The 14,276-nt window shown below is 67.5% G+C and carries 12 protein-coding genes; 6 read left to right on the top strand and 6 right to left on the bottom strand.

What is annotated here, in order from left to right; genetic code table 11:
- Positions 1–471: 471 nt before the first annotated feature.
- The 4 genes from FBZ83_RS28120 (at position 472) to FBZ83_RS28135 (ending at position 7,471) form a co-directional block, all read left to right on the top strand.
- Complete coding sequence (locus tag FBZ83_RS28120; protein WP_145690087.1) at positions 472–4,455, top strand: Pls/PosA family non-ribosomal peptide synthetase; 3,984 nt, start codon at positions 472–474, stop codon at positions 4,453–4,455.
- A 238-nt stretch (positions 4,456–4,693) separates the two neighbouring features.
- Positions 4,694–6,328, top strand: a complete 1,635-nt coding sequence (locus FBZ83_RS28125; protein ID WP_145690088.1) for a fumarate hydratase — start codon at positions 4,694–4,696, stop codon at positions 6,326–6,328.
- A gap of 80 nt (positions 6,329–6,408) precedes the next feature.
- Positions 6,409–6,759 (top strand): hypothetical protein, encoded by a 351-nt coding sequence (locus tag FBZ83_RS28130; protein WP_145690089.1) that lies wholly within the window; start codon positions 6,409–6,411, stop codon positions 6,757–6,759.
- Between the two features lie 22 nt (positions 6,760–6,781).
- The gene (locus FBZ83_RS28135) at positions 6,782–7,471 is read left to right on the top strand and encodes an RluA family pseudouridine synthase (protein WP_145690090.1); all 690 of its coding nucleotides are present in this window, start codon (positions 6,782–6,784) and stop codon (positions 7,469–7,471) included.
- Positions 7,472–7,508: 37 nt separating this feature from the next.
- Here FBZ83_RS28135 and FBZ83_RS28140 read toward each other — a convergent pair whose 3' ends face one another.
- Entirely contained in the window at positions 7,509–7,949 is a 441-nt protein-coding gene (locus tag FBZ83_RS28140) for a DUF4383 domain-containing protein (RefSeq protein ID WP_145679642.1), read from the bottom strand.
- 85 nt (positions 7,950–8,034) lie between these two features.
- The gene (locus FBZ83_RS28145) at positions 8,035–8,334 is read right to left on the bottom strand and encodes a 4Fe-4S dicluster domain-containing protein (protein WP_186466214.1); all 300 of its coding nucleotides are present in this window, start codon (positions 8,332–8,334) and stop codon (positions 8,035–8,037) included.
- Between the two features lie 148 nt (positions 8,335–8,482).
- Between FBZ83_RS28145 and FBZ83_RS28150 the strand changes: the two genes are divergently transcribed.
- The gene (locus FBZ83_RS28150) at positions 8,483–9,946 is read left to right on the top strand and encodes an ATP-binding protein (RefSeq protein WP_145690092.1); all 1,464 of its coding nucleotides are present in this window, start codon (positions 8,483–8,485) and stop codon (positions 9,944–9,946) included.
- Here the strand turns inward: FBZ83_RS28150 and FBZ83_RS28155 are convergent.
- The 3 genes from FBZ83_RS28155 to FBZ83_RS32135 all read right to left on the bottom strand — a co-directional run bounded on the left by FBZ83_RS28155 (position 9,923) and on the right by FBZ83_RS32135 (position 12,752).
- Positions 9,923–10,567 carry a response regulator transcription factor gene (locus FBZ83_RS28155; RefSeq protein WP_145690093.1) on the bottom strand — a complete coding sequence of 215 codons (645 nt, stop codon included), beginning with the start codon at positions 10,565–10,567 and terminating at the stop codon, positions 9,923–9,925. The genes FBZ83_RS28150 and FBZ83_RS28155 overlap by 24 nt on opposite strands.
- A 295-nt stretch (positions 10,568–10,862) precedes the next feature.
- Entirely contained in the window at positions 10,863–11,903 is a 1,041-nt protein-coding gene (locus FBZ83_RS28160) for an OmpA family protein (RefSeq protein ID WP_145690094.1), read from the bottom strand.
- A gap of 423 nt (positions 11,904–12,326) precedes the next feature.
- Positions 12,327–12,752: a hypothetical protein gene (locus tag FBZ83_RS32135; RefSeq protein WP_247888509.1), complete on the bottom strand. Its 426-nt coding sequence runs from the start codon at positions 12,750–12,752 to the stop codon at positions 12,327–12,329.
- Between FBZ83_RS32135 and FBZ83_RS28170 the strand changes: the two genes are divergently transcribed.
- Positions 12,738–13,001, top strand: coding sequence for a hypothetical protein (locus tag FBZ83_RS28170; RefSeq protein WP_145679637.1), 264 nt, complete (start codon positions 12,738–12,740; stop codon positions 12,999–13,001). The two genes, FBZ83_RS32135 and FBZ83_RS28170, sit on opposite strands and share 15 nt — an antisense overlap.
- A 100-nt stretch (positions 13,002–13,101) precedes the next feature.
- On the opposite strand, the gene FBZ83_RS28175 is transcribed toward FBZ83_RS28170, so the two are convergent.
- On the bottom strand, positions 13,102–14,202 hold the full coding sequence (locus FBZ83_RS28175; protein WP_145690095.1) for a branched-chain amino acid ABC transporter substrate-binding protein: 1,101 nt from the start codon (positions 14,200–14,202) through the stop codon (positions 13,102–13,104).
- Positions 14,203–14,276: the final 74 nt, after the last annotated feature.

Here is a 14,276-nt window from a genome sequence, read left to right on the forward strand (position 1 = left end):
TCGGCGCCTCGTTGGCGGCCACCGCGTCGGGAGGCGCTTTATATGCGGGGTGCCCCGAGGGTGGCAAGCACTTTTTTCGCCCATCGGCGATTTTTTCCGCTCCTTACTCCAGACGCACATGACACCCTTTTCATTGGTTGTCCCGCAGCCCGAGCCCCATAGTCTGGCGAACGGCTGAAGGGTCCTTCAGCTTGGACGCGGCAGTAATCAATGGTTCGTTAACCAAAATCCGGTAAGGTTGCACAACGGCACAATGCAGCCGCCAGCCGACCGCCGGGACCAGCAACATGGGTCCGACCGCCGCGATTGCGCTGAACCATTTTATAAAGGCTGACAAGCGTGACATTGCTTCGCACGCCGACCTTGGTCGAAGCCCCAGGCGCCGGCCATCGTTCGTCCGAATCTTCGAACGATGCCTTCTCCTCTCCCCTCCCCTCTCTTCCGGTTTCCGGCGTTCTGCGCGGCAGCGCAATGCCGGAACTGCTTCGGGACGAACTGCTGTCCGACATCTTCGCGGGCAGCGCGCGGGCCATGCCGGAGCGGACCGCCATCCTGTTCGACGGGCGCCGCGTCAGCTACGGGGAATTGGAGGCTCGGGCGAACCGTGTCGCCAACGCGCTGCGCGCCCGCGGCTGCGGGCCGGGGAGCTTCGTCGGCCTGTGGATGACGCGGTCGCTCGACCTGCATGTCGCTCTGCTCGGCATTCTGAAGGCCGGAGCCGCCTATCTCCCGTTTGACGCCGACGCGCCGGCCGAACGCGTCGCGGTCAGCTTGGCGGACTGCTCGGCGCCGGCCATCCTGGTGGACGCCGTGACCGCGTCCAAGGCGGCCGGGCTCGCGGTGCCCGCCTTGATGCTGGAGGAGTTGGCCTCGGACGATGAGCGCGCGCCCGACCTGCGCGCGGACGGCGTCACCCGCGATCATCCCGCCTACGCGATCTACACCTCGGGCTCGACCGGCAAGCCCAAGGGCATCGTCATCAGCCACGCCAACATCTGCCACTATCTGCGCGCCGCCAACAGCGTCTATGGAATCACCCGCGACGACATCGCCTTCCAGGGCGCGTCGGTGGCCTTCGACCTGTCGCTGGAGGAGATCTTCGTTCCCTACATGGTGGGCGCGACCCTCTGGGTGGCGAGCCGGCAGGTGCTGGACGAGGCCGACCGGCTGGCCGACGTCCTGAACGACGCCGGGATCACCGTTCTGGACACCGTGCCGACCCTGCTCGCCATGCTGCCCAAGGACGTGCCCAGCCTGCGCGTCGTCATCCTTGGCGGCGAGGCCTGCCCGCCCGCGGTGGCCGCGCGCTGGTGCCGTCCGGGGCGGACGATCCTCAACAGCTATGGTCCGACCGAGGCGACCGTCGTCGCCACCGTGGCCGAGGTGCGCCCGGACGAGCCGGTCACCATCGGCCGGCCGATTCCGAACTACAGCTGCTATGTGGTGGACGAGGCGATGGCGCTGGTCGCCCCCGGCACCCAGGGCGAGCTGCTGATCGGCGGGCCGGGCGTTGCCCAGGGGTATCTGGGACGCCCCGACCTGACCGCCGAGAAGTTCATCCGCAACAGCTTCGCCATCCACGGCAACGACCCGCTGCTCTACCGCTCCGGCGACGCCGTGAGCGTCGATCCGAACGGCAACCTGCTGTTCCACGGCCGCATCGACGATCAGGTCAAGATCCGCGGTTTCCGGCTGGAGCTTGGCGAGATCGAGGCGAAGCTGACCGACATGGCGGGCGTCAGCCAGGCCACCGTCGTGCTGCGCAACGACAACGGGCTGGACCGGCTGGTCGCCTTCCTGGTGCCGCAGGCCGGCGCCACGCTGGACAGAACGGCGCTGCGCGACCAGCTGCGCACTCAGCTGCCGAGCTACATGGTGCCGTCGCATTTCGAGCTGACGGACCGCCTGCCCCGGCTGACCTCCGGCAAGGCCGACCGCAAGGCGCTGCAGGCCGCCCCGCTGACCGACGACGTCGGCCCCGGCGAGCAGGACGAGCCGCAGACCCCGACGGAGGCCGCCCTGCTGGAAGCCGCCAAGCGCGTCTTCCCCGGCCAGTCGGTCCCGCTGGAGGCCGACTTCTTCATGGACCTGGGCGGGCATTCGCTGCTCGCCGCGCGGTTCGTGTCGGCGGTGCGGGAGACCCGGCACCTCGACGGGCTGACCCTGCAGGACGTCTACGGCGCCCGCAGCCTGCGCGCCATGGCCGAGCGGCTGGACGCCCGCGCGCCGCGCGGCGGCAACGGCGACGGAGCCGAACGCAAGGACCGCTCGTTCACGCCGCCTCCCCTGCTGCGCCGCTTCCTCTGCGGCGCAGCGCAGGCGGCGGCCCTGCCCTTCATCCTGGCGCTGATGACGGCGCAGTGGCTCGGCGTCTTCGTCAGCTACATGCTGCTGTCCGGCGAGGACGCCAATTTCCTCCAGGAAATCGTCACGCTGCTCGGCGTCTACATGGTCATCAACGCCGCCACGGTGGTGATCGCCGTCGCCGCCAAATGGCTGGTCATTGGACGGACCAAGCCCGGGCGCTACCCGCTGTGGGGCGCCTACTATTATCGCTGGTGGCTGGCGCAGCGCTTCATCAGCCTCGTCCATCTGAAGTGGTTCCAGGGCTCCCCAGTCATGCGGGTCCTCCTGCGCGCGCTCGGCGCCAAGGTGGGCGACGAGGCGCTGATCGGCGAGTTCGAGTCCGGGGCAATCGACCTCGTCACCATCGGGGCCGGCGCCTCGATCGGCGGCAAGGTGAAGCTGGCGAACGCCGAGGTGATCGGCAACGAGCTGGTCATCGGCGCGGTGGAGATCGGCGCCGACGCCTATATCGGCACCTCCTGCGTCATCGGCATGGACGCGGTGGTCGGTCCCGGCACGGAACTGGCCGACCTGACCGCCCTGCCCGCCGGCGCCCGCACCGGCGCCTATGAGCGCTGGGACGGCTCGCCCGCCCGCCGCGTCGGCAGCGTCGACCGGGCGGATTTGCCCGCCCCGGCGACCGCCGGACGGCTGCGCCGCGGGGTGAACGCCGCCTTCTACACGGCGATGCTGCTCGCCCTGCCGCCGATCTCGCTGATGCCGATCTTCCCGGCCTTCTACCTGTTCGACAATCTGGACGGGGTTCTGGGGTCGGTCTTCGGGGTCAGCTACCTCTATTATCTGCCGCTGATCGCCTGGCCGACCGCGATGGCGCTGGTGGCGGTGACGGTCTGCATGATCGCCGCCGTGCGCTGGATCGTCCTGCCGCGCGTCGAGGCCGGCACCTACTCCGTGCACAGCGGCTTCTACCTGCGCAAATGGATGGTGGCGCTGTCCACCGAGGTGATGCTGGACACGCTCAGCTCGCTCTACGCCACGGTCTACATGCGGGCGTGGTACCGGCTGATGGGCGCCAAGATCGGCAAGGACGCGGAGATCTCCACCAACCTCGCCGGGCGCTACGACCTCGTGGAGATCGGCGAGAAGTGCTTCATCGCCGACGAGGTGGTGCTGGGCGACGAGGACATCCGCCGCGGCTGGATGTTCCTGAAGCCGGTCAAGACCGAGGCGCGCGTGTTCGTCGGCAACGACGCGGTGGTGCCGGCGGGCGCCTGCATCCCCACCGGCTCGCTGATCGGCATCAAGTCGAAGCCGCCCGCCAACGAGGCGATGTCCGCCGGGGAGACGTGGTTCGGCAACCCGCCGATCAAGCTGCCGGTGCGCCAGCGCTTCGACGGGGTCGGCGCCAACTGGACCTACGAGCCGTCCAAGGCGCGCCGTCTGGGCCGCGCGGTGTTCGAGGCTTTCAGCCTGTCGATGCCGACGATGCTGTTCATCACCTTCGGCACGCTGGCCGTCGAGCTGTTCGCCCCAGCCATCCTGGAGCAGCGCTACGGCGCCTTCCTGGCGCAATTCCTGGGCGTCAGCGTCGCCATTCCGGTGGCGATGGTGGCGGTCGTCATTCTGGTGAAGTGGCTGCTGATGGGCCGCTACGCGCCGACCGTCAAGCCGATGTGGTCCTGGTGGGCCATGAAGACGGAAGCGGTGGCGGTGCTCTACTGGGGCCTTGCCGGCAAGGTGCTGCTCGACCATCTGCGCGGCACGCCGATGCTGCCGTGGGTGCTGCGCCTGTTCGGCACCAAGTTCGGCGAGGGCGTCTTCATGGACACCACCGACATCACGGAGTTCGACTGCGTCTCGGTCGGCGACCACAGCGCGGTGAACGCCCTGTCGGCCCTGCAGACGCACCTCTACGAGGACCGCGTGATGAAGGTCGGCTGCGTGAAGGTCGGCCGCGGCGTCACCATCGGCGCCGGCTCCACCGTGCTCTACGACACCAGCGTCGGTGATTACGCCCATCTCGGCCCGCTGACCCTGGTCATGAAGGGCGAAGAGATCCCGGCCCACACCGAATGGGCCGGCGCCCCGGCGGAGCCGGTGACCGAAGGCCAGCCCGAGTTGACGGATCAGTTCAAGAGCGCCGCCTAAATCATTGTCGGTGTTTGATGGTTGCGGCCCGGTCTCCAGCGCTTCGGCGGTGGGGCCGGGCCGCTTCGTTTCTGGGCCCGGACGGCGGCGTTTCCTTATCGCCGCAGGGTGTTCCGTTCCCGTTGTGCGCGGGGCGCAGGGGTGTATAACGGTGCGCGAGCGTGGCCCTGGCCCTTTTGCGCGCTCCAACGCGCCGCATCGGGGCCTGTGACCCAAGAACAGGAAGGAAGCCCCCCGAATGCCCGACGACATCAGCCCCGCCCGCGGCGCCGCGACGCTGTTCCCGCTGGCCAAGGACGACACGACCTACCGCAAGCTGACCTCGGATCACGTCTCGGTCGTCGAGTTCGACGGCGAGCAGATCCTGAAGGTCGAGCCGGAGGGCCTGCGCCTGCTGGCCGAAGAGGCCTTCAAGGACATCAACCATCTGCTGCGTCCGGGCCATCTCGGCCAGATCCGCGCGATCCTCGACGATCCGGAAGCCTCGCCGAACGACAAGTTCGTGGCGCTGGACCTGCTGAAGAACGCCAACATCGCCGCAGCCGGCACGCTGCCGATGTGCCAGGACACCGGCACCGCCATCATCATGGGCAAGAAGGGCCGCCGCGTCTTCACCAAGGGCGGCGACGAGGCCGCCCTGTCGGAAGGCGCCCGCGACGCCTACCTGAAGCGCAACCTGCGCTACAGCCAGCTCGCCCCGATCTCCATGTATGAGGAAAAGAACACCCGCAACAACCTGCCGGGCCAGGTCGAGATCTACGCGGAGGGCGAGGATGCCTACAAGTTCCTGTTCATGGCCAAGGGTGGCGGATCGGCCAACAAGACCTTCCTGCATCAGGCCACCCCGTCGGTGCTGGCGCCGGACCGGCTGCTGAAGTTCCTTGAGGACAAGATCCGCTACCTCGGCACTTCGGCCTGCCCGCCCTACCACCTCGCCATCGTCATCGGCGGCCTGTCGGCGGAGCAGAATCTGAAGACGGTGAAGCTGGCCTCGGCCCGCTACCTCGACAATCTGCCGACCGAGGGCGGCGAGGACGCGCACGCCTTCCGCGACCTCGCCATGGAGGCCGAGGTGCACAAGCTGACCCAGACCATGGGCATCGGCGCCCAGTTCGGCGGCAAGTACTTCTGCCACGACGTTCGCGTCATCCGTCTGCCGCGCCACGGCGCCTCCATGCCGATCGGCATCGGCGTGTCCTGCTCGGCCGACCGTCAGGCGGTGGGCAAGATCACCAAGGACGGCATCTTCCTGGAGCAGCTGGAGACCGATCCGGCCAAGTATCTGCCGGAGATCACCGACGGCGATCTGGCCGGCGAGGTCGTCAAGATCGACCTCAACCAGCCGATGAGCGAGATCCTCGCCACGCTGACGCAGTATCCGATCCGCACCCGCCTGTCGCTGAGCGGCCCGCTGATCGTCGCCCGCGACCTCGCCCATTCCAAGCTGCGCGCGCGGCTGGACGCCGGCGAGCCGCTGCCGGACTATTTCAAGAACCACCCCATCTACTACGCCGGTCCGGCCAAGACCCCGGAAGGCTACGCCTCGGGCTCCTTCGGTCCGACGACCGCCGGGCGCATGGACAGCTTCGTCGAGCAGTTCCAGGCGGCGGGCGGCTCGATGGTCATGCTGGCCAAGGGCAACCGCAGCCCGGAAGTGACGGCGGCCTGCAAAGCGCATGGCGGCTTCTATCTGGGCTCCATCGGCGGTGCCGCGGCCCGTCTCGCCCAGGACTGCATCAAGAAGGTGGAGTGCATCGAGTATCCGGAACTCGGCATGGAAGCCATCTGGCGCATCGAGGTCGAGGACTTCCCAGCCTTCATCATCGTTGACGACAAGGGCAACGACTTCTTCAAGGAATTGAAGCTGGCCTGACGCCCACGCCTTTTCCCTTCCCCCGCATCTGCGGGGGAGGGTCAGGGTGGGGGCAAGTGTCTGCCATTCAAGGACCTGCCATGTCTGAGGACCTGACCGCCAAGATCGCCGATGCCCAGCGCCGCGCCCTGTTCGCCGCGGAGGTGATCGTCAACCGCCGCCTGCACGATTTCTCGATGCGCCACCAGACGCACTACGCCAACGACGTGGCGGAGGAGCGCAAGGCGATCGAGAAGGAAATCCGCGCGATCCGCCGCCGTGTCCCGGCCGCCCCTCCGGTGACTGACGCGCTGGTGGCCCAGGTCGCGGGCGACGCCTACACGCCGGACACGGTCCGGGCGGTGCTGCTTGCCCTGGCCGCAATCCGGCCTGATGTGCTGACAACGGTTGACGAAGCCGCCATCAACCCCGAAGAGGATGAGGAAGACTGACCGACTCGTCCGTTAAGGCATCATGACACCCGAACAAATCCAGGCCCGCGTTCTCTACCGCGACGGGCTGATGCTCATCATCGACAAGCCCGCCGGGCTGCCCGTACACGCGGGTCCGGGCGGCGGCCCGAACCTGGAGCGCCATTTCGACGCCCTGCGCTTCGGCTTTCCGAAGCCGCCGGGGCTCGCCCACCGGCTCGACCGCGACACCTCCGGCTGTCTGATCCTCGGGCGGCACCCGAAGGCCCTGCGCAAGCTGGGCAAGCTGTTCCAGGACGGCAAGGTCGACAAGACCTACTGGGCGGTCGTCGCCGGCACCCCGCCGGAGGAGCAGGGGCGCATCGACATGCCGTTGAAGAAGGTCACCAACAAGACCGGCGGCTGGCGGATCGTCGTCGCCGACGATGGCCAGAGCGCCGTCACCGAGTACCGCGTCCTGGGCCGCGGCGACGGCATGACGTGGCTGGAGCTGAAGCCCCACACCGGGCGCACGCACCAGATCCGCGTGCACTGCGCCACGGCTCTGGGCTGTCCTTTGCTGGGTGATCCGCAATATGGCGGGCCGGAGGGGCACCCGCTGCACCTGCAATCGCGGGCCATTTCGCTGCCCCTCTACCCCTCCCGCGAGGCGGTCGGCGCGGTGGCGCCGGTTCCATCGCACATGCGCGCGGCGCTCGCCGCCTGCGGCTTCCAGGGCGACGACCCGGCCTGACGGCTGGGCCCCCGATCGCCCTTGTCCGACCCGACGGTTACGCCCGCCACTCGGCGCGCTTCTCGGTGCCGGTCTCCGTCTCATGCACCATGAAGCCGACATAGCCGGCCACGATGGCGAGGACGGCGTGCAGCCAGATGTCGTTGCCGTGCAGCGGCACCAGACCGAACAGTGTGTTCAGACCCGGGATGAAACCGAGGACGGTCAGCACGGCGTAGGCCACCGCCACGCTGCGCAGATAGCTGCGCGAGGCGAGGCGGCTGGAGAAGTAGGCGAAGAAGCCCCACAGGCCGAACAGCAGATGCACGATGTTGTGCAGCAGGTTCACCGGGAACAGCCCGAGCAGATAGCCGTGGAAGGACTCGACGGCGAGGACCACGCCGTCCGGAGGCGGCGACAGGAAGGTCGGGATGAAGCCCAATATGCCGATGGCCGTAAAGGCCGCGGCGTAGACCAGCGTAACGTTGCGCCACCACATGTGCGTCTCCGTTGGCAGACAGGGGATGAATCCGCCTTACCAACAGAGGGTTTAGAAACAGCGTTCCCAGATTCGGCCGGCAATCTCAGGCGGCCACCGTCTCCATCGAGACGGCCTTGACCGGGCACACGGCCGCGCAGTCGCCGCAGCCGGTGCAGTTGCCCTCCTCGATGACCGGCAGCCAGCGTCCGCGCCCCAGCGGACGGAAGCGGATCGCGCCGCGATCGCAATGGTCGCCGCACATCCGGCAGTCGGTCCCGGTGTAGGACAGGCAGCCCGCCCCGATGCGCGCCTGCACCGCCTGGGGCGCCGCCGGTGTCGGCTGGGCCGGTGTGGATTCGGACCGGATGCGTCCCCGGAACAGGTCCGCGCGACTGATCGCCACGATGGTCGCCCTCCCCTCCTTTTTCCGTCGCTCGGCCGTTGCTGCATTCGCGAATGCCGAGCATCGGCGATGGCGGTACACTGACCGTTCGTGCACCACCCGGCCTTGATCGTCGTCAAGGTCCGCACCGGACGGAAGGACGGACGGCATGGTCCCCATCGGCAACACCACGGCGCGCTGGATGACGCTTCGCTACGGGCTGGCGCTCGGGGTGATCGCGCTGTGCACGCTGGCCGGCTTCGTCATGACCGAACGGGTCATCGACCAGCACGCCGACATGCTGGAGGTGGTGAACATCTCGGGCCGTCAGCGCATGCTGTCGCAGCGCACGGCCCTGCTGGCGGAGCAGCTCCGCAACGCCCCGACCGACGCCGAGCGGGTCGCCCTGACCGCGCGCCTCGCCGAGGCGACCGACATGTTCGAGCGTGCCCACCGGCGCCTGACCGGCGCCGACGAGGGGCCGGCCATGGGCAAGAACGTGCGCCGCCTCTATTTCGACGGGCCGGAGCCGCTGAACGATCTGGTGCTCCGCCACATCGCCGCGCTCCGCGCGGTGATCGCCGCCGGACCCGCCGGCTTGCCCCCCGACATGCCCGAGGCCGACCTCGTCATCCATCAGGCGCTCGGACCGCTGCTGGCCGGGCTGGAGGACATGGTGGCGCGCTACCAGGAGGCGGGCGAGCGCGGCTTCGCCACCCTGCACAATCTGGGCTTCGCCGCCCTGATCCTGACGCTGCTGACGCTGTGCGCCGAGGTGCTGGTGATCTTCCGCCCGATGGTCCGACAGGTGGAACGCCAGTTCGCGGACATCACCCGCATGACCCAGGCGCTGGAACAGACCAACGTCACGCTGGAAGCCCAGGTGCGCGCCCGCACCGCGGAGCTGCACACGGCCAAGGTGGCGGCGGAGCAGGCCCATCTGGCGAAGTCGCGATTCCTCGCCCACGCCGGCCACGACCTGAAGCAACCCCTGCAGGCCATCAACATGTTCACCGGCATGCTGGAACGGCAGCTCGACAAGCCCCGCGCCCTGGCGCTGGTGAAAGACCTGCGGCTCGCCCAGCGCTCCATGCACGACCTGCTGAACGCCATCCTGGACATCTCGAAGCTGGAGTCGGGCGTGGTCGAGCCAAAGCCCGCCGACATCGCCCTGTCCGCCCTGTTCGACCAGTTGGAAGCGGAATTCACCGGGATTGCCGAGGACAAGGGGCTGCGGTTGCGCGTCGTGCCGACGGACCTCTCCGTGCGGACCGACCCGTTCCTTCTGGAACGCATCCTGCGCAACCTGCTGACCAACGCCGTGCGCTACACCGAGCAGGGCGGCGTGCTGATGGGGTGCCGACGCCGCGGCGGCACGGTGTGGATCGAGATCTACGACACCGGGCGCGGCATCGCCGAAGCCGACCGCCGGCGCATTTTCGAGGAGTTCGTGCAGCTCGACCGGCCCGACCGCGACCGCAGCGAGGGGATCGGGCTCGGGTTGGCCATTGTCGACCGGTTGGCCCGGCTGCTCGGCCACCCGCTGGAACTGCGCTCGGTCGAAGGGCGCGGAACGGTGTTCGCCGTAGGGGTGCCCCTGGTCCGCAGCCTACACGAGACGGTCGCGGCCTGATTCTTTGACCAGAAGGACCGCCTGGGTCCGGCTGCCCACCCCGAGGGCCTTCAGAACCCCGGTGACGTGAGTCTTCACGGTCGACAGGTTGAGGCCCAGCCGTTCCCCGATCTCCTGGTTCGACAGGCCCTGGGCCAGCAGGTCCAGCACTTCGAGTTGGCGGCGGGTCATGCCGTCGAAGACGCTCGGCTCATGCGGCTTGGTGGCGGCCGGCGCCTGGGCAATCCCCGGCATGCCGAGGACCGGCGGCACGTAGGACCCGCCGGCCATGACCAGACGCAGGATGTTCACGACCAGCACGTCGTCGGTGGACTTCGGGATGAAGGCCCGCACCCCGCGCGACAGCACGGCGCGCATTTCATCCGGCGAGTCGATCATCGAGAAGACGACGACCGGCACCGGCGCCACCCGCTTCACCACCGCCTCCACGTCATCCAGGCCGCCGAGGCCCGGCATCCGCAGATCCATGATGACGAGGTCGTAGGTCCCCTGGTCCAGCAGCTGGTTCAACTGGCCGAAGCTGGTCGCCGCCGCCACGCCGGCCTGCTCGTCCAACTCCCCGACCAGATGGGTCAGGCCACTGCGAACGATGGAGTGATCGTCGGCGATCAATACCTGCATGACAACCCTGCTTCGGCGGAGGCGGATGGAGGGAATGACCCGATGGGACAGGGTCCGCTGGGACCGGGCCGGCCTCGGTCGTCTCAAACCAAAGTGCGGCATCCGGTATGAACCTCATACGCCGACCGGAGATTTCATGCCACAATTGATGCATGTTTCCGCGATGCCGCTCGTGCTTATCCCGCGCATGGCGAAGTTGCGCATGCGAAAAGGGCGCCGCGGTGGCGGCGCCCCTTCCCTGTCCCTGCTCTGATCGCGCCGGCCGGCCTTGAAGAAGACCGGCCAGCCCGCCCGATCACTGCACGCGGATGAGGATCTGCGCGCGGCGGTTCGACGGCTCGCGGACGTTCGCACCGGTGTTCACCAGAAGCTGGGTCTCGCCCTTGCCCTCGACGGTGATCTGGTTGGCGGCGACGCCCTTGCCGACCAGCGCGTTCTTCACCGCGTCGGCGCGGCGCAGCGAGAGCCGCTGGTTGTAGGCTGGCGAGCCCGAGGTGTCGGTGTGGCCGACCACATGGATGCTGACCGCCCGCACCTGACCGGCCGAGGCGGCGGCGTCGCCGATGATCTTGTCGGACGCCGCCGTGATGTTGGCCTTGTCCCAATCGAAGAACACCAGATACTCCGACTGCGGCTGCGCCTGGACCGGAGCCGCCGGAGCGACGGGGGCCGCCGCGGGCGCGGCCGCCGGAGCGCCGAAGGTGTAGCGCAGGCCGGCCATGACAGTGTGGTTCTGGTACTCGCCCTTCACGGTGGAGCTGGCGAGGCCGGCCGGGCCGCCCAGATCGAACTTCGGATCGAGCGTCGCGAAGTAGCGGTAATCCAGCGTCAGCGCCAGGTTCTGGGTCAGCGCGTAGGACACGCCGGCGATGCCCTGGTAGGCGAACACCCAGTCGCGATCATCGAAGCCGCCGAGATCCAGACGGACCTGGGCGATACCGGCGCCGACGCCGATGTAGGGCGTGAAGGCGGTGCCGGTCTTGATGTCGTAGAGCACGTTGCCCATGAAGGCGATCGAGCTGGCCTTGCCGCCCAGACCGTTCACCGCGGCGTTGGAGCTGTCGGTGCTGTCGATCGAGTTGCGCCAACGCCACGCGAACTCCAGTTCGGCGCGCGGGCCGGCGGCGGTCGCATAGCCGGCCGAGATGTCGCCGATGCCGCCCAGCTTGAAGCTGGTGCTGGCGTCCGTCGGGGTGTTCTCGAAGCGCAGATCGGCGTCGCGCGTCCAGTTCACGCCGGCGCCGGCGCCGACGTAAAAGCCCTCGGTCGCGGCCATGGCGGCGGTCGGCAGCATCGCCGCGAGCGCCGTTCCGAGCAGAATCCCACGCAGAGTCATTTTCTTCTTTCCTTTGTGCACGGCGTTGCCGGGGCTGTCGAAGCGAACCGTTCGAAGGGCGGGTGTCTGGCGACGCCAGCCTTCATCGGGAGAGCCCGCCGCATTCCGTCGGCGGTTGAAACGTCATAACCCCGAAATAACAGCAACCACTCACCGTCACAAGTGCCCCACGAAAGGATGCACAGAGATGTTGCATTTCTGCATTACCCGAACGTTCGTCGTTCTCTTCCTATTCATTTGATATCGAAGCAATCGAATGTCGAATTCTTCCTAAGCCCATTGGATAGGATGCATGACCTTTGGAATGGTTTTGTGCCTAAGTCCAACAATCCGGACGCGCGAAAGCGCCCCGCCTTCGGCAGGGACGGCGCGCCCGCAGTGTCGTTGATCAAGGAGTGCCCGCGGCCAATGCCGACGTTCAAATCAGTCCTGCGGTTCGGCGACCATCTCGAACTGGGTGGCATCAAGCAGGGCGGAGACCGCCAGGGTTTTCAAGGTCTTGTGATCATCGGACCGCTGAAGTTGGGCATGCTGGGTGCCCAGCCCATCCTTGCGGATGGCGATCACCTGCCAGATGCCACCGCCCGGACCCAGTTTGCGGAACATCTGGCCTTCGACGACTTCGCGCTTTCTGCGCATATCCGATCTCCAAAACCCAAAACGACAGACCCGCGAACCCTGCGGGTACGGCAGACCATACAAACACCAAAGCACCCCCGCTTGGCGAGCGTCCGCTGCGCGCGCCACGCATACCGGAGGCGGGATGTAGCGGTGCTGCAACAACCGTCTTCGCACCTGCGGAACAATCCGCCAATCCACCGTGTTGATGCCGTCATGAAAATCGATCACGACGTGCTCCTGTTCGCGACCCGCCTCGTGGAAGAACTGGGCGAGTCCGCCATCCGCATCAGCCGCGTCCGCCTCGTCGAACTCACGGCTGCCAACAACCTGCGCGCCGCCGCCTTCTGGCGGGACGTGATGCAGACCTCGGAGAGGCTTCTGGCGGAACGCTCTCCGGCTTTGGCGCCCCCTCCCACATCGCCGCCGATGGCGTCTCCGATGGCACCCTCAATGACGGCGCAGACCGCCACCCTCTGATCCGCGCGGCGGACACCCGGTCACGCGAAAGGCCCGGCGGTTCCCCGCCGGGCCTTTGCACGAGATCGTTTCCCGAAGGGTAACGGATCGTACGACCGGTTTACTTGACCTGGGCGTACTGGCCGTTGTTCCAGCGGTACCAGACGTAGGCCGGGGTGGTCACGTCGCCCTTGGCGTCGAAGCCGATCTTGCCGATCACCGTGCTGTAGTTGCCCTTGCGGAGAACCTCGGCGACCTTGGCGGCGTCGGTGGAGTTGGCTTGCTTGACCGCGTCCGCCCAGATCTGCAGGGCAGCGTAGGTGTAGAGGGTGTAGCCCTCCGGCTCGTAACCGGCCTTGCGGAACTTTTCCACGGCGTCCTTGGCTTCCGGCATCTCGCGCGGGTCCGGGCCGAAGGTCATCATGGTGTTCTCGCCGGCCGGACCGGTGATCGCCCAATACTCGTTGGTCACCAGCGCGTCGCCCGACACGATCGGGGCGTTCAGACCCTGATCCTTCATCTGACGGGCCAGCAGGCCGGCCTCGGTGTGGTAGCCACCGACATAGACGACGTCGACGGCTTCCTGCTTCAGCTTGGACACCAGTGCCGAATAGTCCTTCTCGCCCGCCGTGTAGGCTTCGTAGATCTTCTCCTTCTGGCCGCCGGCGTTCAGCGCCTTCTGCGTCTCGTCGGCCAGACCCTTACCATAGGCCGACTTGTCGTGCAGGATGGCGACGTTCTTGCCCTTGTAGTTCTCCAGCAGATATTTGCCGGCGATCTGGCCCTGCTGGTCGTCGCGGCCGCAAACGCGGAAGACGTTCTTCAGGTTCTGCTCGGTCAGCTTCGGGTTGGTCGAGGCCGGAGAGATCTGCAGGACGCCTTCCTCGGCGTAGACCTGCGAGGCCGGGATCGAGGAGCCCGAGCAGAAGTGGCCGGCGACGAACTTCACGCCCGCCTTGGCGAGCTGGTTCGCCACGGCGACGGCCTGCTTCGGGTCGCAGGCGTCGTCGCCCACTTCCAGCTTCAGCTTCTGGCCCAGGACACCGCCGGCGGCGTTGATGTCGGCGACCGCCTGCTCGATGCCCTTCTTCATCTGCTCGCCGAAGGTGGCGTACTGGCCGGTGATCGGGCCGGCGGTCGCCACCGCGATGTCGGCCTTCGCCACCGAGGCGGTCATAGCGGTCGCCGCAACCGCAACGAGGAGGGAAAGCTTGTAGTTCATAGTTTCGTTGGCTCCCTGTTATGAGTCGTACGCCGGCCCCGCGGGGGCCTTTTCACCGGTCCCCCAAGGGCTGG

The sequence above is a fragment of the Azospirillum brasilense genome (assembly GCF_007827815.1).
In the GTDB taxonomy this organism is placed as follows: Bacteria; Pseudomonadota; Alphaproteobacteria; order Azospirillales; family Azospirillaceae; genus Azospirillum; species Azospirillum brasilense_C.